Origin of the sequence: Aliivibrio sifiae (assembly GCF_002954715.1) — a bacterium.
In the GTDB taxonomy this organism is placed as follows: domain Bacteria; phylum Pseudomonadota; class Gammaproteobacteria; order Enterobacterales; family Vibrionaceae; genus Aliivibrio; species Aliivibrio sifiae.
In genome coordinates this window covers 1,449,004-1,458,092 of the sequence record NZ_MSCP01000001.1, presented here as the reverse complement: position 1 = coordinate 1,458,092, position 9,089 = coordinate 1,449,004, and the positions used below count along the sequence as shown (strand labels likewise).

Annotated in this window: 7 protein-coding genes; 3 read left to right on the top strand and 4 right to left on the bottom strand. The window is 34.6% G+C overall.

Going from position 1 to position 9,089, the window contains the following annotated elements; translation table 11 throughout:
- Positions 1 to 59: 59 nt before the first annotated feature.
- From BTO23_RS06440 to BTO23_RS06430, 3 genes are all read right to left on the bottom strand, one after another.
- Positions 60 to 1,013, bottom strand: coding sequence for a DUF2860 domain-containing protein (locus tag BTO23_RS06440; RefSeq protein WP_061002151.1), 954 nt, complete (start codon positions 1,011 to 1,013; stop codon positions 60 to 62).
- 75 nt (positions 1,014 to 1,088) lie between these two features.
- Positions 1,089 to 1,901: an AraC family transcriptional regulator gene (locus tag BTO23_RS06435; RefSeq protein ID WP_245922086.1), complete on the bottom strand. Its 813-nt coding sequence runs from the start codon at positions 1,899 to 1,901 to the stop codon at positions 1,089 to 1,091.
- A 14-nt stretch (positions 1,902 to 1,915) separates the two neighbouring features.
- Positions 1,916 to 2,518 carry a LysE family translocator gene (locus BTO23_RS06430; protein ID WP_105063191.1) on the bottom strand — a complete coding sequence of 201 codons (603 nt, stop codon included), beginning with the start codon at positions 2,516 to 2,518 and terminating at the stop codon, positions 1,916 to 1,918.
- A gap of 150 nt (positions 2,519 to 2,668) precedes the next feature.
- Here BTO23_RS06430 and blaALI point away from each other — a divergent pair, with 150 nt between their 5' ends.
- The gene (blaALI, locus tag BTO23_RS06425; protein WP_172794759.1) at positions 2,669 to 3,409 is read left to right on the top strand and encodes an ALI family subclass B1 metallo-beta-lactamase; all 741 of its coding nucleotides are present in this window, start codon (positions 2,669 to 2,671) and stop codon (positions 3,407 to 3,409) included.
- Positions 3,410 to 3,474: 65 nt separating this feature from the next.
- Here blaALI and BTO23_RS06420 read toward each other — a convergent pair whose 3' ends face one another.
- Entirely contained in the window at positions 3,475 to 3,999 is a 525-nt protein-coding gene (locus BTO23_RS06420) for a DUF1993 domain-containing protein (protein ID WP_105063190.1), read from the bottom strand.
- 1,147 nt (positions 4,000 to 5,146) lie between these two features.
- Here BTO23_RS06420 and BTO23_RS06415 point away from each other — a divergent pair.
- Both BTO23_RS06415 and brnQ read left to right on the top strand, forming a co-directional pair.
- Positions 5,147 to 7,213 (top strand): leukocidin family pore-forming toxin, encoded by a 2,067-nt coding sequence (locus tag BTO23_RS06415; protein ID WP_105063189.1) that lies wholly within the window; start codon positions 5,147 to 5,149, stop codon positions 7,211 to 7,213.
- 569 nt (positions 7,214 to 7,782) lie between these two features.
- A complete protein-coding gene (gene brnQ / locus BTO23_RS06410; RefSeq protein ID WP_061002156.1) occupies positions 7,783 to 9,087 on the top strand; it encodes a branched-chain amino acid transport system II carrier protein in 1,305 nt (434 codons plus the stop codon).
- Positions 9,088 to 9,089 lie beyond the last annotated feature (2 nt).

Sequence of the window (9,089 nt, the reverse complement as noted above, 5' to 3'; positions counted from 1 at the left end):
CATTAATAAAAAAAGCCCTGCTGATATTATTCAACAGGGCTTTTATGTTATTTCTGATATTAAAACTTATAGTTCAAACCGACAGTAACAATGTATTCTGATTCGTCATAAAAAGTAATGTTTGAATCGGTTGAGCTGTAGCCCGCAAAAGAGATGAATGACCAATCTTGCCAATCCATGAATTTAGTGTATTCGTAAGCTGCAAATAAGCTTAGTTTATCGTCTTTACGTGTTTTTCCGTAAATAGGGTTGTCTGCACCGAAGTTTCGTTGATTATAGCCTGCAGTTAATACTAATTGATGTCTTTGCATTAACTTGAAAAAACTCAGTTCAGCACCGTATTGATCGTAAGAACTAGCTTTTCCGTCCGCAGATGAAGATTGGTAAATAACAGAAGGTAGGACGAAGGAAGTGCGACTTAATGGTAAACGATATTGACCTTTTAAGTAGATCGTATCAGCGTCCCTTTTCAGTATATCGTCGACATCATCGTTCTCGATGTCTTTGGTGGCATAAGCAGTATCAATGGTAAAATTTGATCCTGCAATATTATCGACTTTAAAACGAAATGCGTTGCCTGATGCATCTGTTTCTTTACGGGCAGAGTCGACCAAATATGGGTTAGCCCATGTCTTGCTTGACATTATGGTAGGAAGAATAGAAACATCAATTGCCATTCTTGATTCAAATTGATATTTATAACCGACTTCAAGAACCACTGTACCAGTTGCCACATCTTGACGAGTTGTACCCGCGTAAACTTGTTGGTTTAACTCTTGGCCAAACGTATAGGCAATGCTACCAAGAGGAAAGGCCATAAAACCGTTATCGCTAGAGCCTTTCTGATTTACGGAGGTAATAGTGTCATCACCTTCAGTATTAAAATTAGAGGTTGAAGAGGCAAATCCTGTGGTTATTGCAATTTCTCCACTAATGCCTTCTTTATCTGCTAATTTTGCTAGCGCAGGCATACTAATTACGCAAGTTGTAAGAAGTAAATAGCGTAAGTTCATTCGTCGTCCTTTGGTTACTACAGTGTTAATAACTACATTGAAACAGTTATAGTAGAAGTTATCAATGATGACGAACTATAAGTGATATTTATATTTTTTTGGTGTCACGGCAACGATGCTTTTAAAATGCCGATGAAAGTGACTTTGATCTGTAAATCCAAGGTCTGTAGCGATAGAAGCTATATCATTTCCTTTTTTCAATAAGGTTTTGGCTTTATTTATTTTCATCATCATTTGGTATGCGTGTGGTGTTATTCCATATTGTTTTTTAAATGAATGAATAAGATAAAAATGGCTTAAGCCAGACTCTTTTGCAATCTCAGAGATGGATATATTTTTATCAATATTATCTGAGATGTACTGATAGGCTAGATGGGTTGCTTGCTTCGGAATGATATGGCGTGGTGGTTTTGTTTTACACTCTTTAAGGATAAGAGTGGAGAAGAAAGTGATTGCAGATTCTTCTACTAATAAGGGGGATTCGTTTTCGATTATAATTTTCGCTAATGATTGGAAGTTTTGATATAGTGTAGGGCATCGACTGTGATGTTTCTGAAAAGGTTGAAACTTAGTGTGCTTAATGCCTGAAATGCTCGTTTGCAATTGTGTTAACCAGTCTGGCTCAACAAAAAGCATTTTATAACTCCATTTAGTCCTGAGTTTTGGGTTACAGGAATGTACTGTTTCAGGGTTGATGATTACCGTAGAACCTATGCTTATTTCTTGTTTTGAATTTTGATTTATGTATTCACTTACACCACTATCTACGACACCAATAGAAAACTCTGGATGCGAATGTTTTTTATAGCAGGCATTTGAATTGTTTGAATAACGTAATTCAAATGGAAGTATAGGAGGTCTTAAAAAATGTGTTTCTGAGTTAGTCAATATAACGCCTATTGTTAATTTGATATAAAAAATACATAAACGACTGTTAATGCGAGTAATGACCCCATAAAGCGATTAAAAATTTTATAATGGATAGGGTGCTCTAAATACTTTCCAATCGTTAATCCTAGTAAGGCCCAAATGGATATACAGCAGTAACATACGATAAAAAATATGATACTAAATACACCAAGGTCTTCGAGAGGGATCACACCGTTACTGGAAAAAACGGTGACACCAGATAAAGAGACAATCCAAGCTTTTGGGTTTAACCACTGACACAATAAACCTTGTAGCATGGTTGGTGCGTCGTCTTTTTTTGTTTTATTTTGTTCTGTCTTTTTGCTCGTAGCTACTTTATAGGCGAGATAAAGTAAAAAGGCACTACCAAGGTAATTTAAAACAAGTGTTGCTGTGTGAGAGCCATCAAAGGCTTGTACCACCCCTAATCCTAATATAATAAGAATAGACACAAAACCGACGGTTGCACCAAAGATATGGGGAATGGTTCTTTTATATCCATGATTCGCGCCGGTAATGGTGGCTAGAATGTTGACTGGTCCCGGAGACAATGACGTAACTAATGCGAACATTGCCATGGCTAAAAATAGGGTCATGCGTGTGCCTTTTTTTGGGGTTTATGCCAAATAGAATAAGCGAACAGAGTATGTTAATTATTGTACAAAATTGTTTTTTTACATTTATCTAACACTTCCAAAAGGAATTATGTTGTATCTTTGTGGCACACTAAAAAAGGAATGGAATTCATGTTTAAAATTACGTTAGCGCTATTAAGTGCTGTTATTGGCTTTAATGCTTCTGCCGCAGATGAGTCAGTAAAACCACTTCAATTTGAAGAAATTACGAATAATGTTTTTTTGGTTAAATCATACCGTGAATTTAAAAATTTACAGAACCCAGATAAGCCTATTTTAATGGACGCTAACTCATTGGTCTATGTTGATGGGAAGGATGTGTATTTAATTGATACACCATGGAATGCATCGAACATGCCTCAACTGATGACGTGGATTGAAAACAGAGGCTTAACGCTAAAGAAAACCGTATTTTCTCATTTTCATGAAGATCAAACGGGTGGTTTAGAATATCTACAAGAGCATAATTTTGATACCTATGCGTCTGCATTAACCAACACATTTTTGAAAGGTGATAATAAGAAAGCCACTAATCATCAATTTTCAGATGATAATTTTGTGCTATTAGAAAATAAGATTGAAGTTTTCTATCCCGGAGCGGGTCATACGAAAGATAATGCAGTTGTATGGTTACCCAAAGAGCAAGTATTGCTTGGCGGGTGTTTAATGCGAGCGAATGAAGTTAATACGATTGGATGGACTGGTGATGCTGATAAGAAAGAGTGGGCAAACTCGGCTCAGAAAGTATTAACAAAATACCCTGAAGCTCGGTTTGTCGTTCCTGGACATGGTAACGTTGGTAAGGGAACCAGTATTATTAGCCACACTGTCGATATTGCTGAAAGTTTGTAAGTCGCCATAGAACATAAAAGCCCTGTTTAGTGCTCACTAAACAGGGCTTTTTTATGAAGCAATATTTATTCTGAAGGACTAAGAGATAACGCACCAATAAAATCTATTTTACTTAACGGAACCCCTTCTTTTCGTAATAGATTATATAGCGTTGTTTGATGAAAATAGAGGTTAGGTGTTGAGAATGACGTAATAAAATTCTCAGCAGTGAAGGTCATTGGTCGTTCTGGATAGTGAAAAATAACGGTTTCACCTGAGCGTGAATTCACTTCATTTTCTGTAATTTCACTCAACTCTTTTTGTGTATTTTGAAGTAATTTAATTAAGCCATGAAAATCAATTTCACCTAAAGGTGATGGAATATAAAAGTTACTGCTTAATACGGCTTTTGTTGCTTGAAGTGTATGCTGACAAATGGCATTTATTTGGAATGAAAGTGGGAGCATGTTATCAACTAATTGAAGATCAACGATGTCATTTGTATTTCGATTTTGTGACTCAAAATGCGCTTTTGCTTTAGTCATTAAATGAATGGCAACATTTAATGAATTAGAAAAAGGGGTAAGAGTTATGTCGGAAAGCATAGCCATGAAAATTCCTTTATTAATGACGAAAGAGATCTCAATGTAGATAAATAGCAATCAATTTGCAAATACAGCAGTAAAAGATGCGCAATCGTTACATTCTACTCTGGCATGATGATGTAATCATGATTGGCCAGTTTTATTACATTCTAGATTCCTTTTTCAATTTAACTAGAGTGTTAGTAATGCATTTACTAAAAATTATTATCTTCTATTATATTAATTTTTCTCTGTATTCAGTTATTGATACTTTTAGATGGATAAAGGTTTGATGTTGATTGTCAGAATTGAATAGATTAACATCGAAAAGAAAGAGTGTGGATTTACTTGTAAAAAGTAATATTATTATATGTTCTTATCTAGTAGATATAAGTGGTTTTTATATTTTTAAAGAAACATTACATTGTTTTATTTTTATGATGCTTATTTAATAATGTAATTAACATATAATTTATGAAGAGTTGATTTTTTACTAATGTCGGAGTGTTATTCCTCATATATAATTTAAATTTTATTGATTTTTCTATGTGGCAGTTGTAGACAGTATGTCTCGATATTCATTAGGCTTGATTGTTGCGATAAGTGGGAAAAACTTTCATTAACGAAATAATCATGTTCACAGAAATTAGCTTTCATAAACTAATTATGGTGGTTAAGGGTATATTCATAATATTAGTTCACCTAGGGCTCTTTTTCTAAGTTTACAAGTAGATAAAAATACATTCAATTGTTGTTTTTTCAACGATGATTGATAGCGTTATTTTTTGAATAAGTGCATGTTTTTTATGTCTGTTAGGTAATTAGGCGCGAATATCATTATTGGTTTTATGTGATAATTATCATACGAATATATTAAATAAATTATAATTGTAAGTAAAAAATTCATTGAGTTTTTTGTAAATTATATTTAATTTTATATTAATTATTATCTGGAGGGATTTATAAAATTTAAACTATTTAGTAATATTACTTTATCTTGCTTTATATAATTACATGTAATTTGCATAACTTGATTATTTGAATAACTATATTTGGTAGTAAATACGTTCATTATCAAATTTAACCCATTAATAATACTGAATTTGATAATGCATTAGCGTTTTTTTGTATTTAAAGAATCAATCTAATTAAAAGTGTACTATATGGAGTTTTTATGAAAAAAAGTCTTATTTGTTGTTTGATATCTCTTTGTTTTAATGGTGGAGCTGTTGCCTATGAGGATGTAGCTGATGGTGCTGCAGTTTCAATGCTTAGTCGTTTGCAGAATCAAGATGTTATTTATATTGATGCGAAGAATTGGAACGAATCAGTTGACAATGTTATTAAATATACTGATATGAATAATGAAATTGTAGGAAGTAATAAAAAATACTTGATTGATTTTAGCCGAGTTACTGACCCAGAATTAAAAGAAAAAAAGAAATCATTGTTGCGTAATAATATAGGATTAAGCTTTGAAGAAGACTTTTTGATTATAACTCGACATAAAGGCAAGTTGATGTTTTCCCCTTTAAATGGTGAAAATGATGCTAATTTATTTACTTTAGATTCTAGTGATGAATATTATCCTCCAGTAGCAGCTTTATCATCGAGTGAGAATGAATCTGGTAAATCTGGGTCACTTCCGCATGTATCGTTTTACCTAGAAGTGAATAAACAAATCACAGATGCTGAATGTAGCTTTCCAAATTCTTTAGTTTGGGATCGTGGTTCTCGAACATTCTGTAATAACGGTAATATTTCTTTAATTTATCAAGTTATTTTAGAACGTTCATTACAGTTTGGCACAAGTGCAGCAGCAACTCCAGATGCGAAAATTGTTAGGATTAGTTTGGATGATAATACGTCAGGTACTGGTATTCATTTAAATGAACAGTTGTCGGAAAGAGTAAATAATGCTGGTTATCAGGTTGTTTCTGGATGGGCGATAGAATGGTCGGCAAGTGCGATTGCTCAAGATTATTTATTTGATTTTTCAGCATCTAATAAGAAAGCACAAATTCTAAAAACATTCCCAAGAGAAAATATTAATGCTAACTATAGTGTAACTGAGTCATCAGGGTTTAATGTTGGAGTTTCTGCTGGAGCTGAGGTTAGCGCAGAGGGACCTAAAGGTAGCCTTCAAGCAAACGCTAGTTATAACCAAACGAAATCTCTGACATTCAATACATCAGATTACCGAGTTGAGCGAAATTCTAACTCGCCTAATCATGTTTCGTTTAAATGGAATAGAGAGCAATATGCGACATCAGAATCGTTACTAGCATCTTGGACGAATCCTGTATGGGTTACTGATTATCCTGTTGATCTTGGTTTAGTTAAGCCTATTGGTTACGCAAGTTTTGTTCCTAAGTTTGATGTCATTTATAAAGCTTCGCCAAATGAAACTGGCACTACAGTATTTACAATTGACTCATCAGTAAACATGAGACCTATTTATAATCGTTCTTGGTATTATTTTTATGGAATTGGTGCACATCAGACATATTATGGAGTTGAGGATTCACCGCTTCGTCGTATAAATAAACCAGCATCGTTTACTGTTGATTGGGATCATCCAGTATTTACTGGTGGACGACCTGTTAATTTACAACTTGCTTCATTTAATAGTAGATGTATCAATGCTGATGAAAATGGGAATTTATCACCTTCCATTTGTTCGAGCAATAGTGTTACACAGTCATTTATTTATGATCAATATAATCGCTATGCTAGTGCTGTTAATACGAAAAAATGTTTGGACGGTCAAAATTTAACAACACTTAATTCGTGTAATTTTAATTTGAGTCAGCGCTGGGAATGGCACGGCGATAAATTACAGAATGTATATGTAAAAGGAGATGTTGGTACTGCTGAGTATCTTTCTCATAATAAATTAACAGGAAAAATTGGTCTGTCTACAGAGGAAAATACTGAGCAGGGTATTCGTACAATTACATCTTATACATCAGTTTTTGAACCGAGTAATGTGAATAATAAATCATTAACTATTTTTGCTGATACAGATTATTCAGGTGATCGTTTATCAATTCAAGACAGTATTTCAGATTTGGAAAATATGAATAATAGATTGAGTTCATACACGATTCCGGATGGTTGGGAAGTTATTTTCTTTGAAGGTAAAAACTTTACTGGAGGATTCTATACTAGAAACTCTAGCAGTTCTTATGCCTCTGATTTTAATGATTCAATTGAGTCTATTCGAATTAATCGACAATAATTATTTTAATTATTAGTTTACCGGAGGGTATATTTTTATGAATAAAAAATATTTATCAATCTAATGCTCTAATATAGGCTCCTTAAATGGAGCCTATGTCATGCTAGTTTTAAATGATATAAATCAGGGATACACTACTTACTATGCCTGATGAGGACGTAAAAAGCCTTTTAGATTGGATGGCAGAAAGAATAGAGCTTTCCAACACTTGAAGTGAATCAAACTGAACAAAATGATAATAGTGATATTTTTAACTATTGAGTGTTTACTTTATAAATTATTACTTATATATTGATTTGGTTACCACGACAAACGACTAGGATACATTCATGCTTTCTTCTACAGCCCTACAATTTGCTCCTTTGTGCAAAATAATGCTCGGTGCTGTGTCGCGTGTAACATCATCTATTATTGCAGTCATTCTAGTGATTATTAACTAGGCTGGCGGCACTTCCGTCAGCCAGGCTGACGGGAGACTGCTTTATTTTCTTCTTGATTTTTTCAGCCAATCTGACGGTCCACAATAAAAGCTACTAGGGCACAGCCCAATAGCAAAGAGGACTTGTACATTGAAAAAACAAAATTTACTTGCTATCGGTTTAATGACTTTCGCCATGTTTCTTGGCGCTGGAAATATCATCTTTCCACCTTTTCTAGGTCTTGAAGCGGGAACTCAATTTTTCCCTGCTATGCTTGGATTTTTAGTTACCGCTGTTGGGCTTCCAGCATTAACATTAATTGTTTTAGGACGATTAAATGATAGTGGTCAGTTAACTCAAGCCTTACCTAAGCCGCTAGGGGTTACCTTTTGGGTATTGCTTTTTATTGCAATTGGTCCTGCGTTTGGAATGCCAAGAGCAGTAACAGTTGCTTATGAAATGGGTATAAAGCCTTTCTTTACTGGTGATCACTTAATGCTTTTTTCTGCTCTCTTTGTTGGGGCAACATTATTGTTGGCTTTCCAAAGAGGTAAACTTGTGGATTACATCGGAAAGGTAATGACACCATTGCTTGTTCTTATGCTTGCGGCGTTAGCATTAGCAGCCATTATTACGCCATTAGGTGTCCTTGGTGATCCGAGTGCCAGTTATCAGAATAAAGCCATCACAAGTGGTTTGATCCAAGGCTATATGACTATGGATGCGATTGCGGCTGTTGGATTTGGTTGGGTAATTATTAAAGCCATTCGTGATAAAGGCTGTGAGTCAGCGGAAGATGTTTTTCAAGCCACGCTTAAAGTAACGTTAATTTATGCACTACTAATGTCTGCGTGCTACTTAGCAATGGCCTATGTTGGTGCAACATCAACCTCTATTGCTGAAGGCGCAACTAATGGTGGAGAGCTATTAACGCGTTATGTTGCTGCGATATTCGGACCTTTAGGACAATATTTATTGGCAGGTATCATCATCATGGCATGTCTAACTACAACCGTAGGGTTAACAAATGCATGCGCAGAATACAGTCAACAAACGTTCCGTATTCCATTTTCTATTAGCGCGATTATTGTTACTGCGATGACCGGTGTTGTTGCTAATTTTGGACTAGAACAAATTTTAGCCATCAGTTTACCTGCCATACTTATATTATGCCCAGTGGCGATTGCTTTAGTATTGGCTGCATGGTTTTTACCTACAATTAAACGTAATACAACTTCATATGTCAGTATCGTTATGATTAGCTTTGTATTTGGTGGGTTAGATGCACTGCATATTTTGGGTTTATTGTCTGAATCTTTATCAACACCATTAACCCGCTATGTTCCTTTATTTTCGGCTCATGCGAGTTGGTTCTTACCTGTTGTGCTAGCAGTATTTATTAGCTTACTGTTAAACCGACAATCAAGAGTAGTTAAAGCTTCAGCAGAAGTGTAGAT